The 19,685-nt window shown below is 58.5% G+C and carries 16 protein-coding genes; 12 read left to right on the top strand and 4 right to left on the bottom strand.

All coding sequences use genetic code 11. The annotated features are described in order from the left end of the window. Window positions 1-14: 14 nt before the first annotated feature. The 3 genes from HZS81_RS06730 to HZS81_RS06720 all read right to left on the bottom strand — a co-directional run bounded on the left by HZS81_RS06730 (window position 15) and on the right by HZS81_RS06720 (window position 4,943). On the bottom strand, window positions 15-2,168 hold the full coding sequence (locus HZS81_RS06730; RefSeq protein ID WP_179929792.1) for a putative bifunctional diguanylate cyclase/phosphodiesterase: 2,154 nt from the start codon (window positions 2,166-2,168) through the stop codon (window positions 15-17). Window positions 2,169-2,211: 43 nt separating this feature from the next. Then, window positions 2,212-3,906, bottom strand: coding sequence for a methyl-accepting chemotaxis protein (locus HZS81_RS06725; RefSeq protein WP_179929791.1), 1,695 nt, complete (start codon window positions 3,904-3,906; stop codon window positions 2,212-2,214). Window positions 3,907-4,136: 230 nt separating this feature from the next. After that, a complete protein-coding gene (locus HZS81_RS06720; RefSeq protein WP_179929790.1) occupies window positions 4,137-4,943 on the bottom strand; it encodes an outer membrane protein assembly factor BamD in 807 nt (268 codons plus the stop codon). Between the two features lie 175 nt (window positions 4,944-5,118). Between HZS81_RS06720 and rluD the strand changes: the two genes are divergently transcribed. From rluD to clpB, 3 genes are all read left to right on the top strand, one after another. Beyond that, entirely contained in the window at window positions 5,119-6,078 is a 960-nt protein-coding gene (rluD, locus tag HZS81_RS06715) for a 23S rRNA pseudouridine(1911/1915/1917) synthase RluD (protein ID WP_179929789.1), read from the top strand. 19 nt (window positions 6,079-6,097) lie between these two features. Further along, window positions 6,098-6,853 carry a peptidoglycan editing factor PgeF gene (gene pgeF, locus HZS81_RS06710; RefSeq protein ID WP_179929788.1) on the top strand — a complete coding sequence of 252 codons (756 nt, stop codon included), beginning with the start codon at window positions 6,098-6,100 and terminating at the stop codon, window positions 6,851-6,853. A gap of 158 nt (window positions 6,854-7,011) precedes the next feature. Beyond that, complete coding sequence (clpB, locus tag HZS81_RS06705; RefSeq protein ID WP_179929787.1) at window positions 7,012-9,594, top strand: ATP-dependent chaperone ClpB; 2,583 nt, start codon at window positions 7,012-7,014, stop codon at window positions 9,592-9,594. A 154-nt stretch (window positions 9,595-9,748) separates the two neighbouring features. On the opposite strand, the gene HZS81_RS06700 is transcribed toward clpB, so the two are convergent. Next, window positions 9,749-11,098, bottom strand: coding sequence for a glycosyltransferase (locus HZS81_RS06700; protein WP_179929786.1), 1,350 nt, complete (start codon window positions 11,096-11,098; stop codon window positions 9,749-9,751). Between the two features lie 189 nt (window positions 11,099-11,287). On the opposite strand from HZS81_RS06700, the gene HZS81_RS06695 reads away from it, so the two are divergent. From HZS81_RS06695 to HZS81_RS06655, 9 genes are all read left to right on the top strand, one after another. Then, window positions 11,288-12,055 carry a helix-turn-helix transcriptional regulator gene (locus tag HZS81_RS06695; protein WP_179929785.1) on the top strand — a complete coding sequence of 256 codons (768 nt, stop codon included), beginning with the start codon at window positions 11,288-11,290 and terminating at the stop codon, window positions 12,053-12,055. Between the two features lie 125 nt (window positions 12,056-12,180). Further along, window positions 12,181-12,537, top strand: a complete 357-nt coding sequence (locus HZS81_RS06690; protein WP_179929784.1) for a RidA family protein — start codon at window positions 12,181-12,183, stop codon at window positions 12,535-12,537. 1 nt (window position 12,538) lies between these two features. Further along, a complete protein-coding gene (lhpI, locus tag HZS81_RS06685; protein WP_179929783.1) occupies window positions 12,539-13,474 on the top strand; it encodes a bifunctional Delta(1)-pyrroline-2-carboxylate/Delta(1)-piperideine-2-carboxylate reductase in 936 nt (311 codons plus the stop codon). An 84-nt stretch (window positions 13,475-13,558) separates the two neighbouring features. Next, complete coding sequence (dctP, locus tag HZS81_RS06680) at window positions 13,559-14,632, top strand: TRAP transporter substrate-binding protein DctP (protein ID WP_179929782.1); 1,074 nt, start codon at window positions 13,559-13,561, stop codon at window positions 14,630-14,632. Window positions 14,633-14,725: 93 nt separating this feature from the next. Beyond that, window positions 14,726-15,271: a TRAP transporter small permease gene (locus HZS81_RS06675; RefSeq protein WP_089704113.1), complete on the top strand. Its 546-nt coding sequence runs from the start codon at window positions 14,726-14,728 to the stop codon at window positions 15,269-15,271. Further along, window positions 15,268-16,542 carry a TRAP transporter large permease gene (locus tag HZS81_RS06670; protein ID WP_179929781.1) on the top strand — a complete coding sequence of 425 codons (1,275 nt, stop codon included), beginning with the start codon at window positions 15,268-15,270 and terminating at the stop codon, window positions 16,540-16,542. The genes HZS81_RS06675 and HZS81_RS06670 overlap by 4 nt, the downstream gene beginning before the upstream one ends. 20 nt (window positions 16,543-16,562) lie before the next feature. Then, complete coding sequence (locus HZS81_RS06665; RefSeq protein WP_179929780.1) at window positions 16,563-17,603, top strand: histone deacetylase family protein; 1,041 nt, start codon at window positions 16,563-16,565, stop codon at window positions 17,601-17,603. Next, window positions 17,600-18,703 (top strand): class II histone deacetylase, encoded by a 1,104-nt coding sequence (locus HZS81_RS06660; protein ID WP_179929779.1) that lies wholly within the window; start codon window positions 17,600-17,602, stop codon window positions 18,701-18,703. The genes HZS81_RS06665 and HZS81_RS06660 overlap by 4 nt, the downstream gene beginning before the upstream one ends. Further along, window positions 18,700-19,656: a branched-chain amino acid transaminase gene (locus HZS81_RS06655; protein WP_179929778.1), complete on the top strand. Its 957-nt coding sequence runs from the start codon at window positions 18,700-18,702 to the stop codon at window positions 19,654-19,656. The genes HZS81_RS06660 and HZS81_RS06655 overlap by 4 nt, the downstream gene beginning before the upstream one ends. The last annotated feature ends 29 nt before the right edge of the window (window positions 19,657-19,685 follow it).

Here is a 19,685-nt window from a genome sequence, read left to right as displayed (position 1 = left end):
CGGGGACACCGCCGTCAGGCTAACGCCGGCGGCGCCAGGCACGTCTGGGCCATTTCGACGGCGCTGACGGGTTTGCAAAAGTAGTAGCCCTGATAGGCGTGGCACTGGTGTTCGCTCAAATAACGCCAGTGTGCCTGGGTTTCGACCCCTTCGGCGATGATATTCAGGTGTAGCGCCCGCCCCATGGCAATAATGGTCTGCACAATCGCTTTGTCTTCCGGATCTTGGTGCAAATCGCGCACGAAGGATTGGTCAATCTTGAGTTGATCGAGCGGCAGGCGTTTTAAGTATTGCAGCGAAGAGTAGCCGGTGCCGAAATCGTCCATTGCGAAGCTAACGCCAAGGGCTTTGAGCTTGTGCATGCGCGCGATGGTCTCTTCGACTTTCCCTAAAACGGTGCTTTCTGTGAGTTCCAGTTTGAGCTTATGCGCCGGGGCCCCGGTTTGCGTAAGCACCGTGGCTACTTCCTCAACAAAACCCGGTTGTTGAAACTGCTTGGCGCTGACGTTCACCGCCAGCACCAGTTCGGCGGTATGGGCGTCCGCCTGCCAGGCCACCAGCTGTTTGCAAGCGGCTTTGAGCACCCAGCCACCGATGGGGATGATCATGCCGCTCTCTTCGGCCAGCGGAATGAATTTACCCGGCGAGACAAAGCCGTTACGCGGGTGCTGCCAGCGGATCAGCGCTTCGGCCCCGATAGGGTGGCCGTGGTTATCGACCTGCATTTGATACACCAGGACAAATTCCTCACGCTCAATCGCAAAGCGTAAGTCGCGCTCGAGTACCGTGCGCTCCTCGATTTCGGCTTGAATCGCCGGGTCGTAAAAACGAATGCTGCCAGGGCCGCTTTTCTTTGCCACGTGAGCGGCAGCGTTGGCGTACTGAAAAAGCGCGTTGATATCCTCATCGCCGCGGTGAAACAGGGCAATTCCCTGACTTGCACTGATAAATTCGACGTTGTCATCCAGGCGGTAAGGCTCGCCCAGCGCTTGACGGATTTGCTCGGCGACTTGCTCGGCTTTCTCCGCCGCTGGCACATGCTCTTCGGCCAAGCCGTCGATAATCACCGCGAACTCATCCCCTCCTAAGCGCCCGAGGGTGAAGCACTCTTCCGCGAGCTGGGTTAAACGCTCGGCAATCTGACGCAAAATGCTATCGCCAGCGCGATGGCCGCTACTGTCGTTGATGCGTTTGAACATATCGACATCGATATAAATCAGCGCGCCAAAGGTTTGGGTTTTGTGGTTGGTTTCGATGGAGTGTTGCAAATGTTCGCGCAGCAGGCGCCAGTTGGGTAGGTCGGTCAGGGTGTCGTAATAGGCGAGTTGGTGCACTTTTTTCTCGGCGTCGCGGCGTTGACGCTCGTTATCGCGAAAGGTCAAAAGTGCATCAGCCAACCGTTTGAGGGGCCCGCTTTGGCGGTGGCTTATGCGCTCGATGGCACTTAGCGCCGGCAGGGTTTGGCGCGGGTTAGAGAGCTCTAAAATCGCATCGCCCACGAGCATCAGGCGTTTGTTCATACGCCACGCGGCAAAAACGGCGGCGATGATAAGCAACGACAAGATGCCGATACTGGCAAAAACACTGGAAGAGAGCGAGCGGCCGAGGTTGCCAAACGCCAGGTCGTTTCGCTCGCTGGCGCGTTGGGTAAGCCCGGTTAAGACATGCTGTGTGAGCATCACGAAGCGGTTAAAGTTGCTCTGCGCTTCGCGTAAATAGACCATCACCTCTTTCTGGTTGAGTGTGGTGGCTTCATTGGCCATTTCAATAAAGCGCTGATACTCCTGAAATGCCGCCTTCAGCGCGGCGGCGTTTTGCGGGTATAAGTCGGTAATAAGCGGCGACTGGGTCAGGGTGTCGACACGATGGCTGAGCGCGGAGAGTTGCTCGGTGATCGTGCCGTACTCAACGTAGCGTTCCCTGCTGTTTAGCTCTCCTTGGTTGGCATCATTGAGCACGCTGCTGACACGTTGATGCAGCTCGCTGAGTTCACGCTCGAAAGTGGCCATCTGCGTGAGGGTTTGCAAGTCTGCGCGCTGCATCGCGTGGTTTTCCGCTGATTGGTGTTTAAACCCATGCAGGGCGGCAAGCCCCAGTGCCGCCGTGGGCACTATGATGATCAGCATGGGCAGTAAAAACACCATCAGCAGGCTCTGTGTGGGTTTCATCGTCGCCTCACTTATCAGCTAAGGGCTGGGCTCTATGCGGCGGTTAGAAGCTTTCCCACTCGGGTTGTGCCTGCTGAGTTGTGCGCGCGGGGACGGGAGCTGAGCGTTCGCTGCGCGGTGCGCTGGCAATCGCGGCCTGGGCGTGTTCGCTACCCGTGTGAGGGAGCTTGAACTGTGACATGGCACCAATTAGGCGGTGAGCGTTTTCACGCAGGTTATTGGCGGATTTGGCGCTTTCTTGCACTAAGCCGGCATTTTGCTGGGTAACCTGGTCCATCTCGGTGACCGCCTGGCCGACTTCTTGCACCCCGGCACTTTGCTCGGCGCTGGCGTTGCTGATTTCCTGCATGATGCTCGTCACACGTGAAATCGCCGCGACAATTTCTTCGGTCGATTTGCTCGCCTCTTCGGCGCGGGCATTGCCGTGGTTAACGCGGTCGAGATTGCTGGAAATCAGCGTGTTGATTTCTCGGGCGGCGTCGGCACTGCGCTGCGCGAGCTTGCGCACTTCTTCGGCAACCACCGCAAAACCACGGCCGTGCTCGCCGGCACGAGCCGCTTCCACGGAAGCGTTCAGCGCCAGGATGTTGGTCTGGAAAGCGATGGAGTCAATGGTGGAAATGATACCGGCGATTTCCTGTGAGCTCTGATTCAGCTCGTTCATGGTCGTCACGACTTGGTGTACCGCCTCACCGCCTTGCTTGGCTGTGTTGGAGGCGCTAGAGGCTTCCTGACTTGCCTGGGCGGAGTTATCGGCGTTGAGCTTAACGGTGCTGTTGAGCTGCTCCATCGCTGAGGCGGTTTCCGCCAGGGCACTGGCTTGCTGCTCGGTGCGCGAGGAGAGGTCGTTGTTGCCTTCGGCGATCTGCTCGCTGTTACTTGCCACCGCTTCAGCAGAAGCACGTACTTGGGCCACAATGCCTTGCAGCTCACGGGCCATCTCGACCTGAGCGGCCATGATGCTGCTCTTGTCGCCCTTCTTAAGATGCCCTTGAGTGGTTAGCTCACCACGGCCAATGGCCTCGGCAAAGGCTTTCACTTCATAGGGTTCGGCACCCAACTCACGCAGGAGTTGGCGTGACAAAAACCACGCAATCATGACGCCGATCAGGAGAGCGGCCAGCGTCGAAAGCAGCATTTTTATCTGGAAACCGGATGCCGTGTCGCGCGCACTAGCGGTGGTCGCATTATTAACCTCTTCTTGTAAATCAATGTACTGGTTGATGCGGTCTAGCCACTCAGCATAAGCAGGACCTGCTTGGTTGAGAAGCAGGGTCTGTGCGCGTTCGATATTGCCGGATTCGCGCGCGTTAAGGACGTCTTGAGTAAGCGCTAATGTGGTTTCTTGCTGTGCGTTGATGCTATCGAGGATGCGTTGTCCTTGGTCACTCGCGGCATATTCGGAGATGACACCCTGCATACCCGACGTCGCTTCGACGTAATTATTACGCAGGCTTTGCATCAAGTTCTTGAGCGAGCGGATCTCGCTTTCGTCTTGAGTTAGGACAATATCGCGCAGGGCGATGGCACGGTCATGGACGCTGCCGCGCCAGTTGACTGCATAAGTTTGTTTTTGCCCATTGTTATCATTGATGGTGGTCAGGTCACGATCAATCTCATTGACTTCGTAGATACCTTCGGCAGCAATGATCACAAGCAGTACGAGCAGAGTGGCGAAGCCAATGGTTAGGCGGGTGCCAATCCGGGCTTTCGCGAGGCGGGCATACATTGAGGACATGCATTCTCCTTAAGGCACCGTGAAGGTGCTTGATAATGTGTGTCCCCAAACTCTAACTCGGGTATATGGTTTGTACAACTATTGAGGCGTTTTATTTTTCTCTGTGCTTATTATGGATGCAGTTGAAATTAAGCTTTATCAAAAGGTTGGCTGTTTTTTTGACATGATAAAAAACACCACGCTGAAGCGTGGTGTTAAGTAATGACCTGGTTGTACAGGAATGTGGCTTTCTAAAGGTGTTTGGGTTGAAACTCGCTGCCGTCCAGCTGTTCGTGGTTGGGGGCATTTTCACGCAATACCGCCAGTACCTCCTGCACTCGGTCTTCCATCCCAAGGCCCATATAGCCTTCTACCATGGTAGCGAGGGCATCGTGGGAGGCGTTGGACTCAGGGTAGTTCTCAATCACCCAGCGGCCGCGCTCCACCGCCGCGACAAAGGCCCCGCGGCGCAGGTAGTAATCAGCGACGTGCAGCTCGTGGCGGGCGAGAATTTCGCGCAAGTAGATAATACGTTGCTGGGCATCGGCGGCATATTCGCTACTGGGATAGCGCTGGATGAGCTCGCGGAAATCGTTGTAAGCATCGCGGGTGGCGCCCAAATCGCGTTTGGAAATATCGATTAAACGCAGGCGCTCAAGGCTAAAACGACCCGCCTGCCAAGCAGCGAGACCGCGCAGGTAGTAGGCGTAATCCACCTGCGGGTGATCGGGGTGCAAGCGAATAAAGCGGCTCGCCGCTGCTCGGGCTTCTTCCCAGTTGTTGTTTTCGTAGTAAGCGTAAATCAGTTCGAGCTGTGCCTGTTCGGCGTGAACGCCAAAGGGGAAGCGGGTATCGAGCGCTTCCAGGCGCTCAATGGCGGTCGAGTAAAGGCTGCTGTCTAGCGCAGCGCGGGCGCTCTCATACAGCTCCCGTTCTGCGACATCAGCGTATTTACCCTCGTCAAAGGAGTCGGTTGAGCCGTTACTGGCACAGCCGGCCAATAGGGCCAAGCTTAAGGCAAGTGCGCCAAAACGGGTCGCAGCAGAAAAAACGCGCATGGTGATCCTCGTGACAATCCAGCCAATCGCCGAAAAGCGATAGCGGCCATGTTAGAATGAGTCGTTGATGGCCCACTATAAATCACCTCAGCGCAAAACGCAGGCGTAAAGCCATTGTTGTTAAAAACGTCGTTAAAAACGTTGCGTAAAACTGAGGTGCGTTAAAGGAACCTTTATGCCCCGCACTGTTGAAGCCACGCAGCGGGTACCGGCAACCCTTGCCGGCGCGCGTTTAGACCAAGCGGCGGCTGAGCTGTTCAGCGACTATTCGCGTGAGCGTTTGAAAGCGTGGATCAACGCTGGCGACCTCACCGTCGATGGAGCCCGTGTTAAGCCCAAAACCAAGCTTCACGGCGATGAAACGTTAGACCTATGCGCCACGCTGGAAGAAGAGGGGCGCTTTGAGCCGCAGGCGATTGCACTGGACGTGGTGTTTGAAGATGACGCCGTGATGGTGATCAATAAGCCTGCTGGCATGGTCGTTCACCCGGCGGCGGGCAATCCCGATGGCACGCTGCTCAACGCACTGTTGCACTACCACCCCGAAATCGCCCAGCTGCCGCGAGCCGGTATCGTTCACCGCCTGGACAAAGACACCACCGGGCTGATGATGGTGGCGAAAACGCTGCCGGCGCAAACCGCGCTGGTCGAGCAGCTGCAAGCGCGCACGGTGTCGCGGCAGTATGACGCCGTGGTGATTGGCACCCCGGTGGCGGGCGGCACCGTTGATGCGCCGATTGGCCGCCACCCGAAAGACCGCAAGCGCCAAGCCGTGAATGCCTCGGGTAAACCGGCGGTGACGCACTTTCGTGTGGTGGAGCGCTTTCGTGCCCACACGCACGTGCGCTGCAAGCTAGAAACCGGGCGTACTCACCAGATCCGCGTCCATATGGCGCATGCGCGCTACCCGCTGATTGGCGACCCGATCTACGGCGGGCGGCCAAAACTGCCGCCGGGGGCTGCCGAGCCGCTAAAAGAGATCCTGCGCGAATTCCCGCGTCAGGCGCTGCACGCGCGCAAGCTCTCCTTTGTTCACCCGCACACCGAACAGACCATGACCTTCCGCGCGCCGCTGCCGGATGATCTGCTAATGTTGCTGGATTACCTGCGCGAAGATCACGCGACCATGCGCTAAAGCGCCTTAAGGAGCTGTCATGAGCGACGCTATTGACCTTCGACCTACGTTAATTACGCCCGATTGGGCGGCGCCGCCTAACGTAGGGGCTTTCGTCACCACGCGTGAGACCGGCCCCAGTCAGGGCGATTTTGCTGCCTTTAACTTGGCGCATAATGTCGGTGATAACTCAGACCACGTTGACCTGTGTCGGCGTCAGTTGCAAAAAGAGTTAAGCGACGAGCGTCCTCTGATGTGGCTTAACCAAACCCATGGGGCGCGGGTGCAGCAACATTTCCAGAAATCCTCGCCCGACGCGGATGCGGCGCTTGCCAAGACCCGCGACTACGCTTGCGTGGTGCTGACCGCTGACTGCTTGCCGGTGTTGTTTTGCGACCGCGCTGGCACCCGTGTGGCGGTTGCCCATGCAGGTTGGCGCGGGTTAGCGGGCGGTGTGTTAGAAGCGACCGTGGCCGCGCTCAACACGCCGCCGGACGATGTGCTGGTGTGGCTGGGGCCAGCCATCTCTAACGCCCAGTTCGAGGTGGGGCCGGAAGTGTACGACGCCTTTATTGCCGTGAATCCCGGAGCGGAAGAAGCATTCGATCACAGCCCCTACCGGTTAGGGCACCAAATGGCCGATTTGTATCGCCTGGCGCGGCTGCGGCTTGAAGCGCTGGGCATCCATCATGTCAGCGGTGGCCACTTTTGCACGGCTTGTGAATCGCGCTTTTATTCTTATCGTCGTGACAATGGCCGCACCGGGCGCATGGCCAGCGTGATCTGGCTCAAGTAGCGCTCCCTTCTTTAAGGTCTCCTCTTGAAAGTACCTAGAACTGGCACCATCTTTTCTGTCAAGTGCAGCATTAATGACAGCTGCAAGTACAGCCAAGAAGTACCGTCAAGGGTCGAAACGGTGCGTCCAAACGCGCCGTCATCCCGGAGGAGATTTTTATGCGATTCGATAAGTTTACCGCCAAGCTGCAAAATGCGATTGCCGATGCGCAGTCGCTGGCCGTTGGCCATGGGCACAACCAGCTAGAACCCGTTCACCTGCTGCTTTCGCTATTCGACAATCAAGATACCGGCATCAAAGCGCTGGTGCAAAAAGCCGGCGGCGATAGCGCGCGGCTGCGCGATGGTCTTAACCAACAGCTAGACGACTTGCCCAAAGTCAGCCAGTTCGATGGTGAAGTGCAGCCCTCAAGAGATTTGCTCAAGCTCTTCAACCTGACCGACCGCGAAGCGCAAAAGCGCGGTGACCAGTTCATCGCCTCAGAGCTTGTGCTGCTGGCAGCCCTCGAAATGGGCCAAGTCGCCAAGGTTTTTAAAGGCGCCGGTATCACGCGTAAGGCACTGGAAACCACCATTGAAGGCGTGCGCGGCGGCGAGAAGGTCGACGACCCCAACGCTGAAGATCAACGCGAGGCGCTCAATAAGTACACCCTGGATCTTAATGAACGCGCCGCCAGCGGTAAGATCGACCCGGTGATCGGCCGCGATGACGAGATCCGCCGCACCATTCAGGTGCTGCAGCGCCGGACGAAAAACAACCCGGTATTGATTGGCGAGCCGGGCGTGGGTAAGACCGCCATTGTCGAAGGCTTGGCCCAGCGCATTGTCGACGGCGAGGTGCCGGAGGGGCTCAAGGATAAGCGTGTATTGTCGTTGGATATGGGCGCGCTGCTGGCGGGAGCCAAGTTCCGTGGCGAGTTCGAAGAGCGCCTCAAAGCGGTGTTGAAAGAGCTCTCTCAGGAAGAGGGCCGCGTGATTCTGTTTATCGACGAGCTGCACACCATGGTCGGCGCGGGCAAAGCCGAAGGCTCCATGGACGCAGGCAATATGCTCAAGCCGGCGCTGGCGCGCGGCGAGCTGCACTGCGTCGGGGCGACCACGCTGGACGAGTACCGCAAGTACATCGAAAAAGACGCGGCGCTTGAACGGCGTTTCCAGAAAGTGTTGGTGGACGAGCCCACCGAAGAAGATACCGTAGCGATTCTGCGCGGGCTGAAAGAGCGCTACGAAGTCCACCACGGCGTGGATATCACCGACTCGGCGATCATTGCTGCGGCTAAGCTCTCCACACGCTATATCACCGACCGCCAGCTGCCCGACAAGGCGATTGACCTGATCGACGAGGCGGCCTCGCGTATCCGCATGGAGCTCGACTCCAAGCCGGAGGAAATGGATAAGCTCGACCGCCGCCTGATTCAGCTCAAGATGGAGCGTGAGGCGCTGAAGAAAGAGACCGACGACGCGTCGAGAAAGCGGTTGGAAGCGCTGAATAATCAGATCCACGAGCTGGATCGCGAATACGCTGACCTGGATGAAATCTGGAAAGCGGAGAAAGCCAGCATCCAGGGCGCCGCGCAGTTCAAGGCCGAGCTTGAGCAAGCGCGCATTGACCTTGAACAAGCGCGTCGCCAGGGCGATCTCGGGCGCATGTCGGAGATTCAGTACGGCAAGATACCCGAAATTGAGAAGAAAATCGCCGAGAGCAATGAGGGCGAGGCCGCCGATACCGCAAGCCATCAGTTGCTGCGTTCCAACGTCACCGAAGAGGAAATCGCCGAGGTGGTCTCGCGTTGGACCGGCATTCCGGTGGCGAAAATGCTGGAAGGCGAGCGAGACAAGCTTCTGCGTATGGAAGAAGCGCTGCACGAACGGGTGATCGGCCAGGAAGAAGCGGTCGAAGCCGTGGCGAATGCCGTGCGTCGTTCGCGCGCGGGGCTTGCCGACCCGAACCGCCCCAACGGCTCGTTTTTATTCCTCGGCCCGACCGGGGTCGGCAAAACCGAGCTGTGTAAGTCGCTGGCGAACTTTTTGTTCGATACCGAAGAGTCGATGGTGCGCATCGATATGTCGGAGTTCATGGAGAAGCACTCCGTGGCGCGCTTGATCGGGGCGCCTCCCGGTTACGTGGGTTACGAAGAGGGCGGCTACCTGACCGAAGCGGTGCGGCGCAAACCATACTCCGTGCTGCTTTTGGACGAGGTGGAAAAAGCCCATTCGGATGTGTTCAATATCCTCTTGCAAGTGCTTGAAGATGGTCGCTTAACCGACGGGCAAGGCCGCACGGTGGACTTTCGTAACACCGTGATTGTCATGACTTCGAACATGGGCTCGGACATTATTCAGCGCATGGGCGGCGACGACAGCGACTACGAAGGCATGAAAAGTGCCGTGATGGAAGTCGTGGGCAACCACTTCCGTCCGGAGCTGATTAACCGTATCGACGAGGTGGTGGTGTTCCACGCCCTCGGCCAAGAGCAAATTCAGGCCATCGCCGCGATTCAGCTGGAGCGCTTGAAAGCGCGCTTAGCCGAGCACGACTTGGGGCTTGAGGTTAGTGACGACGCCATGGCGCAGCTGGCCGTGGTGGGCTTTGATCCGGTCTTTGGCGCACGGCCGCTCAAGCGGGCGATCCAAAGCCGGATTGAAAACCCGCTGGCCCAAGACCTGCTCGCTGGCAAGTTTGCCCCTGGCAGCATCATTCGCGTCAGCGCAGAAGAGGGCAAGCTGGTATTCAATAGCTAAATCACGGCCTAGGGCGCAGCGCCTTGCGCCTAATCGCTCAGCTGTTGTCGAGATGCAACGCGCAATAAAGCCCTACTGGCATTGCTGGTGGGGCTTTTTTAGTCCGTGACCCTTTCGCAAAGGTACCAACATAGTGTCAATCGAGTGTTAGCGCTTACTTACTCGCTTTTGCTTGGTAATCGGCTGTGAGTTGGCGATAAAGAGCGACAAGTTCTGCGCTCTTGGCGTCTTCGTGCCAGCTGGCGGCGTAGGTCAGGGCGCGCTCGGCGAGTTGCCGGCGCAGAGCGTCATCACTTAATAGCCGTTTGACCTTGGCGGAGAAGTCGTCAAGATTCTCCTCGGCGATAAGACAGCCTTCCCCTTCTTTCAGCACATCAAGTGTGCCCATCATCGCCGTGGATACCACTGGTGTGCCCAGTGCCATGGCTTCCAACAAAACCAGACCCTGGGTTTCCGTGCGTGACGCAAATACAAAGACGTCGGCGGCGCGGTAGGCCGCCTGCAGTGGGCCGCTGCGATCGAGATAGCCGAGAAACAGCACAGCGTCCGCCACGCCAACGTCCTGGGCGCGTCGCACAAGCGAGTCGTGAGCAGGGCCTTCGCCAGTGATGATTAGCCGGGTGGTCGGGTGTTCGGTCAGCACCTTGGGCAGCATATCGATCAGAAAGTCGATGTTTTTCTCAAAGGCGGCGCGCCCCACGTAGAGCAGCAGTCGCGCCTCCTGTGGCAAGTGGTAATAGGCGCGGAAGTCGCTATCTCCTTGAGGGTGGCAAAACGTGTCCAGCCCCAGGCCGGTGGGAATCACCTGGGTGTGAGTGGTCACTCCATAGCGGGTCAGTGTTTCCTGCATTGCCCGCGAGGGAGCCACGAGAGCATCAACCTGCTGACACTGATGCACCGAAAGCCGACGCGCGGCAAGGCGCAGCCAGCGCTGCGGTAACCAGCGAATATAGTGATGCAGGTACTCTTCGAAAAGTGTGTGGTAGGTAGCCACTAGCGGAAGGCCGAGCCGACGCCCCAGCGCAATACCGGCATAGTGGGCGGTAAAGGGCGTGTGGATATGAATAAGGTCAAAGGCCTCGTCGGCAAGCTTCGGTGCCAGGGCGAGCAGATCCCGGTAGTAAACCATCCGGTCTTCCGGGTCGCCGGGCACTTGGCGCGAACGAATGCGTATCACGCCCGGTTCGTCCACCTGGCCCACGGGGTAACCAGGGCAAATCAGCGTGACCGAGTGGCCCATGCGTTCAAGGGCACCGCGAAAGCCAGCGATGGAGGTAGACACGCCGTTAACGCGGGGAAAGTAGACATCCGAAACCATGAGTATTTTCATGCTTTGCGGCTGAATCTCGTGGGTTGACGCCGTCGAGTGGAAAAGCGCCAAAGCCGAGGTCATTCGTGCCTCGCGGTCAGCTTCGCGCTGCAGCGTCAAGGCATTGCCGTTAGCCAATTTTACGAGTGGTGCGACTTCCTGGTCACTGAGAGGGGGGCGTCGGCGCTGTGGCATTGTGTTTGGACTCTTTGGGCAGCTTGCTGCCACGCTAACCTGAGTCCATGACTGGTGGATGACAGCCAGCGCTTACATCGCGCCCCTCACGCAGAGAGCGTTAGCGCACAGTTGGCTGTTCCCTCGCTTTTTGTTGTCTAGCCGTTTTATAGTGATTAGATAGTCTTCGACGTAAGACGGTATCTCGTTATGGCACTTTTTGAGCTGCATAATCGCAATTTAGCCCAAGAGCAGGTGGCCCATACCCACGATTTTCATCAGCTTATTCTGGCCACCTGTGGCGTGACGGAGCTTTCGATGGAAGGGCAAGGGGAAAGGGTGACCGCGCGTCGCGGCTGCCTGATTCCCTCCTCGCGGCATCACGAGTTTCAGGGCGACGGCAGCAACCGCACCTTGGTGCTCGACATCCCTGTCGCCCAGTTGGCAACGCTTGAAAAAGGTGACGAGATTGAGCGTCTTTTCGATAAGCCGCGCTTTTTCAGCGTTCCCCCTGCGTTAAACCAGCTCACCCACGCCCTGGCCAACCAGCTTGAGCAGTGCCCCGCGCTACAGAATGAAATCGCTATTCTGCTGCTACGCGCGCTGACCATGTATCTGCACGATGCCACCCCGGCCACGGTCACCCAACTGGGCCAACATTGCATCAGTGAACGCCTCGACCTTGCCCGCTTGGATGCTTGGTTGGATCAGCACCTGGCGGATGAGATTCGTGTGGAACAGCTAGCGGCTCTATGTGCATTAAGCCCAGGGCATTTTCATAGCTGCTTTCGGGAACTGACCGGCGTGACGCCGCTGGCGTATGTGCAGCGCAGGCGCTTAGAGCATGCGCGAACCTTAGTGCGCCACAGCGCGCTCAGCCTGGGGCATATCGCCATGCTGGTGGGCTTTCGCGATCAAGGCAGTTTTTCCCGCGCCTATCGGCGCTATTTTGAGCTTTCCCCTTCTTCAGACCGTTAGTCCCACCTGCGACCGCTAGGTTCTGTCTGCCTGCATGACTTACGGGCAAATCTGCCGCAGTGTCGGGCAAGTAATTTTTGCTGAGCGTTCTACTCTTTGAAGAGACCCTTTCAAGGAGAGACCCAATGAGCGTTACCCATCAAGACAGCAATGCGCGGATGAGCCAAGTCGCGGTTCACAACGGCACCGTCTACCTCGCTGGCCAAGTACCGACTGATGCCACCGCGGAGATGCGCGGCCAAACTGAGCAGGTGCTGGCACGCATCGATCAACTGCTGACCCAGGCAGGAACCAGCAAAGAGCACCTGATCTCAGCGCAAATCTGGGTGACCAGCATGGCGGAGTTCGATCAGATGAACGCCGCCTGGGATGCCTGGGTCGTGCCGGGTCGTCCACCGGTGCGCGCCGCGGTAGAGGCCAAGCTCGCCAAGCCCGAGTGGAAGGTTGAAATCATGGTCATTGCCGCGCTGCCGGAGGCCTGATATGCGGGTTGTATCTGCCGAAGAGGTCGCTCAGACGCTTAGCTGGGACGGTTTGATCAAGCGACTACACACTACCTTTGTCAACGGCGTTGAGTCCCCTCCACGCCATCACCATGCCATGCATCGTCCGGATGGCGAGGCCACTATGCTGCTAATGCCCGCCTGGGAAACGGCGGGGTATATCGGCGTCAAAATGGTCAACGTATTTCCGCAAAATGCTGACCATGGTGTTCCTGCCATCTCGGGGCTCTATCTGCTCAGCGAAGGCAAGCACGGCCAGCCGCTGGCGTGTATCGACGGCAGCGAGCTAACCCGGCGTCGCACGGCGGCCGCTTCTGCACTGGCCGCCCAAGCGTTGGCGAACGAGGCGGCAGAAACGCTGCTGGTGGTGGGCACCGGCAAGCTGGCCCCCATGGTGATTGAAGCCCACGCCAGTGTGCGGCCTATCAAGCGGGTGCTGATTTGGGGGCGTAACCCCAGCAAAGCGGCAGCAATTGCCGACGACTACGCCGAGCGCTTCGAGACGCAGGTGGTGGAAGAACTAGCCGATGCCGTGGCTGAAGCTGACATCATCAGCTGCGTGACGCTCTCCACCCAGCCGCTGATTAAGGGCGAGTGGCTCACTCCCGGCACGCATCTGGATTTGATTGGCGCGTTTCGTCCGCAAATGCGTGAAACCGATGCGCTGTGCCTGCGTCGTGCGGAAGTGTTTGTCGATACCTACGCCGGCGCCAAGGGGGAAGCGGGCGACATTTTGCAAGCCATTGAGGAGGATGAGTTCGACTTTGACCAGATCCAGGCGGAGCTTGCCGAGGTACTAAACAGTACTCAATTGGGACGCTCTTCACCGGAGGCCATCACGCTATTCAAATCGGTAGGCGCTTCGTTGGAAGATTTAGCCGCTGCCATTGAGGTATGGGAGTCGCTACCCGAATAACCAGCACAAAAACGATATTGACCCCAAATAGGTGGCAACGCCACTCATAACGAAGACCGACCAATAACCAAAACGAGGTGTGTTATGAACGCTAACCAATCCTTACTTATCGCCGCTCTGGCGGCACTTCCGCTAGCCATTGCGAGTGCCAATGCCCAAGCGCAATCCAACGAAATGGTGATTGCCACGCAGTTGCCCGAGGATATGAGCAACAACGCCATTTATCCGGCGCTGGTGCACTTCAAGAATCTGGTGGAAGCGCGCACCGACGGGGAGCTGGAAGTCTCCATCTTCGGCGGCGGCCAGTTAGGTTCCGAGGTAGAGAACGGCTCGGAGGTGCAGGGCGGGCGTACGCTGCAGTCGACGATCATGTCGGCGGGGGCGATGTCGTCGTTCTACGAGGACTACCAGGTGGTTACCGCCCCCTTCCTGTTTACCAACTGGCGCCAGGCGTGGACCTTCTTCGACAGCGAGTGGTTCGCTGACTTCATGTCCGGCACCATCGAAGACGCCGATATGCGCTATCTGGGCACCTTCGACGACGGTGGCGGCTTTGTGGCGTTTACCAATAACGTGCGCCTGATCGAGACCGTCGAGGATCTGGAAGGGCTCAACATTCGCACCGAGGAAAACCCTGCCCACGTGGCCATCATGCAATCACTGGGCGCTTCCGCGACGCCGCTGCCCTGGGGCGAGCTGATCACCGCGCTGGAAACCGGCCTGGCCGATGGTCAGTTCAATGCGCCGGTACTCAACACCACCTTTAACTTTGACGCGGTGACCGACTACACCACCCTCACCGGGCATGTGTATAACAGCGCCCCTTGGGTGGTCAGCGAAACGTGGTACCAATCGTTACCCGAAGACCAGCAGCAGGTGCTGATTACGTCTGCGCGGGAAGCGATTCAGATGAGCCACGGCATGTCCGGTGCTCTGGCCACCACCAGTTGGGTGGAGTCCTGCGAACGCTTTGAAGAATGCTACCTGATGCCCGATGCCGAGCGTGAGCGCATGGCAGAGATTGCCCGTCCCGCCTGGCAAGAGTGGATCGTCGATGACTTTGGCATGGACGAAGCTCGCGTACAGGGGCTGCTTGACGAAGTCGAAAGCGTCGGCGAGCAGTTGGCAGAAGACGACTACCGCATATATGGCCAATAACAGCTTGGTTAGTTACATCAGGGCTAGCTGCTAATCAGCGTCGGGGCGACATGGCTCGCCCCGGCCTGTGAGGTGTAGTGATGAGGTTTGCTTATGGGTATATTGCAACCGTTGCGCCGCCTGAGCGATAGCGTCAATCAGGTGGCCATCGTAATTTGTGTGGGCTGTGTCCTGACGATGCTCGGCATCTCATTTACCGCGTTTATTTACAAGCTGGTGACCGGCAGCACGCTAAGTTGGACCTATTCGCTGGCGCGGCTGTTTTTACCGTGGATCGGCTTTCTCTCCATGACCATTTCGCTGCGCTACGGCGAACACGTGGCCATGACGCTGCTGGTACGCAGCTTGCCCAGGGTCATGGTGTATGTGGCTGCCGGGCTCTGTCTGGCGGTGATTGGTCTGTTTGCGCTAATGCTGACCTGGTACGGCTGGAACTACTTCAGCACCGCGACCCAGGTCTATTTGGTCTCCGCACAAATCAGCATTCCCAGCAAGTTTACCGCCATCGTCGTGCCCATCAGCGGCGTCATGATGCTGCTGCACTTGGTTCATGGTTTTGCACTGCTTGAGCATTTTATTGATGAGCAAGACGCGATTGGTGAGCTCATTGATACCACCGATGGGGAGCGCCGCTCATGACACCTGCGATTGTGGTATTTGTTCTGTTGCTTTTTATTGGTGCGCCGGTGGCCGTGGTGATGGCCATGTCGGGCTTGGCGGGCGGTTTTGCCATGGGCGGCGAGCGTATGCTGGGGATCATCGCCGACCGAATGTTCTCCGGCGTTTCGGGCTTTTTGCTGATCGCCGTACCCTATTTTATTTTCACCGCTGAGCTGATGAACCAGGGCGGGCTGACCCATAAGCTGATCGCGTTTAACAATGCACTGTTTGGCCGGGTGCGCGGGTCGCTTTCCCACGTGAATATCTCGGTCTCGGTGTTTTTTGCCGGGCTGACCGGTGCCGCAGTGACCGACACCGTCGCCATCGGCAAAATCATGATCCCCGAGATGAAAAAGCAGGGCTACCACGCCGAGTATGCGGCCGCGGTCACCGCCTGTTCATCGATCATTGGGCCGATTATTCCCCCCAGCGTCGTGATGGTGGTTTACGCCACGCTGCTGCGGGATATTTCGGTGATTGACCTGTTCGCGGGCGGGATTATCCCCGGTTTAATAATGGCGCTGGCGCTGCTGGGCGTTAGCTTCTTTCTGGCCTGGAAACGTAACTATCCTAAGGCGGCGCCGACACCCTTTAAAGCGGCGATTTTCGCATTTTTAGTCGCGCTGCCCGCCATGGTGGTGCCGCTGATTATTCTCGGCGGTATTCTCTCAGGATTAACCACGATCACCGAGGCCTCCGGCTTTGCTGCGGTTTACGCCATCGTGATTGGCGTGGTGTTCTACCGTAACCTGACCTGGCGCAAAATATGGGACTCCCTGGTTACCACGGTGCGTTTTTCCGGCGTGGTGTTTTTCTTGCTGGCAACGTCAGCGGTGCTGGGCTGGTTTGTTACCCGTTCGGGCATTGCCCGTGATGCAGCCAGCATGATCACCACCGTTAGCGACGCGGCCTTTGTGCAATTGATGCTGGTCTGCCTGCTACTGATAGTGATTGGTACGGTGATGGACGTGCTGCCCGCCCTGGTGGTGATTGCCCCGGTATTGGTACCCGCGATGATTCAGTTGGGCTTTGATCCGCTGCACTTCGCCATTTTGATGATTGTGGTGCTCAATATCTCCAACGTGACACCGCCGGTGGGGATGACGCTGATGACCGCCGCGCGAATAGCCGAGGTGCCTTACGAACGGGCGATTGTGGCTTCGCTGCCGTTTTACGTGTCGTTTTTAGTGGTGATTGTGCTGCTAGCGGCGTTCCCAGCGCTCTCCACCTGGATTCCTTCATTACTCTAACGGGCTGCCAAAACTCAATCATGAAATGCTTTTACCACCCCGACCAGGCGTACCACGCGCCGCCGACCTTCCTGTTGCGCGGCCAGCCCGTACCGTCGCCGGAAGGCCCAGTGCGCGCCGAGCTGCTTACCCAAGGCTTGGCAAGCGCAGGGCTTACGCTGACCGCACCTGCCGAGGCCGATTCGCCTACGCTTCGCAAGCGCTTGGAACAGATTCACACGCCGCGCTATTTACGCTTTCTGGAAACGATTTATGAGCGTTGGCAGGCGCTGCCGGATGCAGCGGAGTTTGTGGCACCCAACATTCACCCCTGCGGCGGTGGTCATCACTACCCGCGTCATCCGATTGGTCAGGCGGGGTGGCACCTGCACGATATGGCCTGCCCACTGAGTGCCACCAGCTTTCAAGGCGCGCTGGCCTCGGCGGCTAGCGCTGAGGCCGCCGCAGAAGCGGTGCTTGACGGCGAGCCGGCGGCCTATGCATTGTGCCGCCCGCCGGGGCACCACGCCGGGCCTGAGCGCGCCGGAGGCTTTTGCCTGCTGAATAATTCAGCGCTGGCTGCCACGGTACTGCGCGAGCGCTTTGCCAAAGTCGCGATCATCGATGTGGATCTGCACCACGGCAACGGCACCCAGGATATTTTCTATGATCGTGGTGACGTCTGGACGGGATCGCTGCACGTCGACCCCAGTGACTTCTACCCCTTCTTTTGGGGCGGTGCTGATGAGATCGGCAGCGGCGAAGGCGAGGAGGCCAATGTCAATTTGCCCCTGCCGTTGGGTGCTGACGGAGAGGTGTATCTCGATGCCCTGGCGATGTTGATTGACCATCTGCACCGCTTTAAACCGGACGCCGTGGTGGTGGCGCTGGGCTTAGACGCCCACAAAGATGACCCGCTAGCAGGGCTCAGGGTGGAAACCGAGGCGTTTGTCGAGGTAGGCAAACGCCTGGCGGCGCTTTCGCAACCCATGGTAATTGTTCAGGAAGGTGGCTACCCCACCGAGCATCTAAGCGCCAACCTGACCGCCTTTATGCAGGGCTTTCAGCAGGCTAAGCCATGAGTACGGGCTTTTACTGGCACGAACGCTGCTTTTGGCACGACCAGGGCGCGATTGGCGTGTTTTCTGCGCCCGGTGAATTTTTGCAGCCCCAAGCCGCCTCGGAAAGCCCGGAAAGCAAGCGGCGGCTGAAGAACATTCTCGAAGTCAGCGGGCTGATCGATGAGCTTCAGGTGGTGAAGCCGTCTGCCGCGTCGCTAGAAGATCTGCTGCGCTTTCACACCCCGCGCTACCTAGACAAACTGCAGGCAGGGGATAAAGCGCGAGGCGGCAACGGCGGCGACTGCGCGCCCTATATGCCCGGCAGTTGGGCGGCGGCCACTCAGTCCGCCGGGTTAGCCATCGCCGCCGTCGAAGCCGTGGCGCTGGGTGAACTCAGCAACGCCTATGCCCTGTGTCGCCCGCCCGGCCACCATGCCGAAGCCGATCAAGGCCGCGGGTTCTGCCTGTTGGGCAATATTCCCGTGGCGGTGATGCGCGCTCGCGCTTTGGGGCAGGTTAACCGCGTGGCGATACTCGACTGGGACGTGCACCACGGCAACGGCCAGCAGGCGGCGTTTTACGCCGAGCCTGATGTGTTTACCGTTTCAATCCATCAGTCGGGCAACTACCCGCTGGATACCGGCGGCTTTGACGAGCAGGGCGAAGGTGACGGCGTGGGTGCCAACCTCAACCTGCCGTTGCCGCCAGGCTGTGGCCTGGGCGCCTATGCGTACGCCATGGAGAAGCTGGTGTTGCCCGCACTGGAGTCCTTTAATCCCGAGCTAATTGTGGTGGCTTGTGGTTTTGATGCCTGTGCCAAAGACCCATTAGGCAAAATGCTGCTCAATAGCCAGGCGTTTGCCAATATGACCGCCCAGCTGACGGCCCTCGCTGAGCGCTTTAGTGAAGGCAGGCTGGTGTTTGTTCACGAAGGGGGTTACTCGGAAGGTTACGCGCCGCTATGCGGCCACGCGGTGATCCAAACCCTGGCGGGCAGTACGATTGCCGTGCCCGACCCGCAAAACGATGAAATTGCTGCTTGGGGCTATCAGGCCCTGCAGCCGCACCAGCAGACGCTAATTGATAGCTGGTGCCAACAGTGGGAGCAAACAAACCGATGACACCGCTTTATGATCGCGACGGCTGGATTTGGCAGGACGGCGAATGGCGAGAGTGGCGCGACGCCAAGGTGCACCTGTTTACCCATACTCTGCACTACGGCATGGGCTGTTTTGAGGGCGTGCGGGCCTACGCTGGGCCCAACGGCACGCATCTATTTCGCGTGGCAGAGCACACCCGGCGTTTGGCAGAAAGCGCTCATTCGCTGGATATGCCGCTGCCGTTTAGCGAAGCGGAACTGATCGACGTTCAGCGTGAGTGTCTGGCCAAAAACAACCTGAACAGCGCGTACCTGAAGCCCACGGTGTTTTTCGGTGCGGAAGGTTTAGGGCTGCGTGCCAAGGGGCTGACCACCCAGGTAATGGTCGCCGCCTGGGATCTAGGCCCCTACATTTCGCCCCAGGCCGCGACCCACGGCTTGCGGGCGCTAACCTCTTCCTGGGCGCGCCACCACGTCAATATCAGCCTCTGCCGGGCGAAAACCAACGGCCACTACGTCAACTCCATACTGGCGCTGAATACGGCGCTTAAAGCCGGGTTTGATGAAACCATTATGCTCGACCCGGAGGGCTATGTAGCCGAGGCCTCGGCGGCGAATGTCTTTTTGCTACGCGATGGTGTGCTGCACACGCCAGAAGTGACCTCCTGCCTGCAAGGCATCACCCGGGATAGCGTGATTCAGCTAGCGCAAAAAGTGCTGGGTATCGAAGTGCGCGAGCGGCGGATGACCCGCGACGAACTGTACACGGCCGATGAGGCGTTCTTAACCGGCACCGCCGCCGAAATACTGCCGCTGCGCGAGCTTGATGGGCGGCGCATTGGCGGGCGCGCAGGCGCACCGCCTGTCAATGAGCCGATCAGCCGAGACAGTGTGACGGCTCAATTACAGCACTTATATCGCCAGGTAGTACGCGGCGAGCTGGATGATTTTCGCCACTGGTTAACGCCGGCTTAAGCGCTTATCCCCATCAGTGAAATCGGAGA

Origin of the sequence: Vreelandella salicampi (assembly GCF_013415105.1) — a bacterium.
In the GTDB taxonomy this organism is placed as follows: Bacteria; Pseudomonadota; Gammaproteobacteria; order Pseudomonadales; family Halomonadaceae; genus Vreelandella; species Vreelandella salicampi.
Note: the sequence above shows the minus strand (reverse complement) of the source record. Positions and strands in the feature narration are given on the sequence as shown.

Coding starts and splice junctions, on each gene's coding strand:
- HZS81_RS06730 (WP_179929792.1), bottom strand. CDS start 2,168: ATGAAACCCACACAGAGCCTGCTGATGGTGTTTTTACTGCCCATGCTG.
- HZS81_RS06725 (WP_179929791.1), bottom strand. CDS start 3,906: ATGTCCTCAATGTATGCCCGCCTCGCGAAAGCCCGGATTGGCACCCGC.
- HZS81_RS06720 (WP_179929790.1), bottom strand. CDS start 4,943: ATGCGCGTTTTTTCTGCTGCGACCCGTTTTGGCGCACTTGCCTTAAGC.
- rluD (WP_179929789.1), top strand. CDS start 5,119: ATGCCCCGCACTGTTGAAGCCACGCAGCGGGTACCGGCAACCCTTGCC.
- pgeF (WP_179929788.1), top strand. CDS start 6,098: ATGAGCGACGCTATTGACCTTCGACCTACGTTAATTACGCCCGATTGG.
- clpB (WP_179929787.1), top strand. CDS start 7,012: ATGCGATTCGATAAGTTTACCGCCAAGCTGCAAAATGCGATTGCCGAT.
- HZS81_RS06700 (WP_179929786.1), bottom strand. CDS start 11,098: ATGCCACAGCGCCGACGCCCCCCTCTCAGTGACCAGGAAGTCGCACCA.
- HZS81_RS06695 (WP_179929785.1), top strand. CDS start 11,288: ATGGCACTTTTTGAGCTGCATAATCGCAATTTAGCCCAAGAGCAGGTG.
- HZS81_RS06690 (WP_179929784.1), top strand. CDS start 12,181: ATGAGCGTTACCCATCAAGACAGCAATGCGCGGATGAGCCAAGTCGCG.
- lhpI (WP_179929783.1), top strand. CDS start 12,539: ATGCGGGTTGTATCTGCCGAAGAGGTCGCTCAGACGCTTAGCTGGGAC.
- dctP (WP_179929782.1), top strand. CDS start 13,559: ATGAACGCTAACCAATCCTTACTTATCGCCGCTCTGGCGGCACTTCCG.
- HZS81_RS06675 (WP_089704113.1), top strand. CDS start 14,726: ATGGGTATATTGCAACCGTTGCGCCGCCTGAGCGATAGCGTCAATCAG.
- HZS81_RS06670 (WP_179929781.1), top strand. CDS start 15,268: ATGACACCTGCGATTGTGGTATTTGTTCTGTTGCTTTTTATTGGTGCG.
- HZS81_RS06665 (WP_179929780.1), top strand. CDS start 16,563: ATGAAATGCTTTTACCACCCCGACCAGGCGTACCACGCGCCGCCGACC.
- HZS81_RS06660 (WP_179929779.1), top strand. CDS start 17,600: ATGAGTACGGGCTTTTACTGGCACGAACGCTGCTTTTGGCACGACCAG.
- HZS81_RS06655 (WP_179929778.1), top strand. CDS start 18,700: ATGACACCGCTTTATGATCGCGACGGCTGGATTTGGCAGGACGGCGAA.